Genomic DNA, 244 nt, shown 5'->3' on the forward strand with positions numbered 1-244 from the left:
TGATGAACGCGGGGCAGATCGAACAGATCGGGCGTCCGCTCGAACTCTATGACCGTCCGTCGAATCTTTTCGTCGCGAGCTTTCTTGGCTCGCCGTCGATGAATTTCGCCGAAGGCATCGTAGTGGATCACTCGCAGGGACTTGCGCTGAAACTCGCGGACGGTGGCGAGATCGTGCTCGAAGGCGCGCCGCTGTCGGCGAACGTGGGCGCGAGAGTCACGTTGGGCGTGCGGCCCGAACACAT

General features: G+C 61.9%; 1 pseudogene. It reads left to right on the forward strand.

Going from position 1 to position 244, the window contains the following annotated elements:
• Nucleotides 1-244 (forward strand): annotated as a pseudogene (locus tag SB753_RS40490) (ABC transporter); the annotation flags it as partial.

The sequence above is a fragment of the Paraburkholderia sp. SIMBA_053 genome (assembly GCF_046534895.1).
In the GTDB taxonomy this organism is placed as follows: domain Bacteria; phylum Pseudomonadota; class Gammaproteobacteria; order Burkholderiales; family Burkholderiaceae; genus Paraburkholderia; species Paraburkholderia caledonica.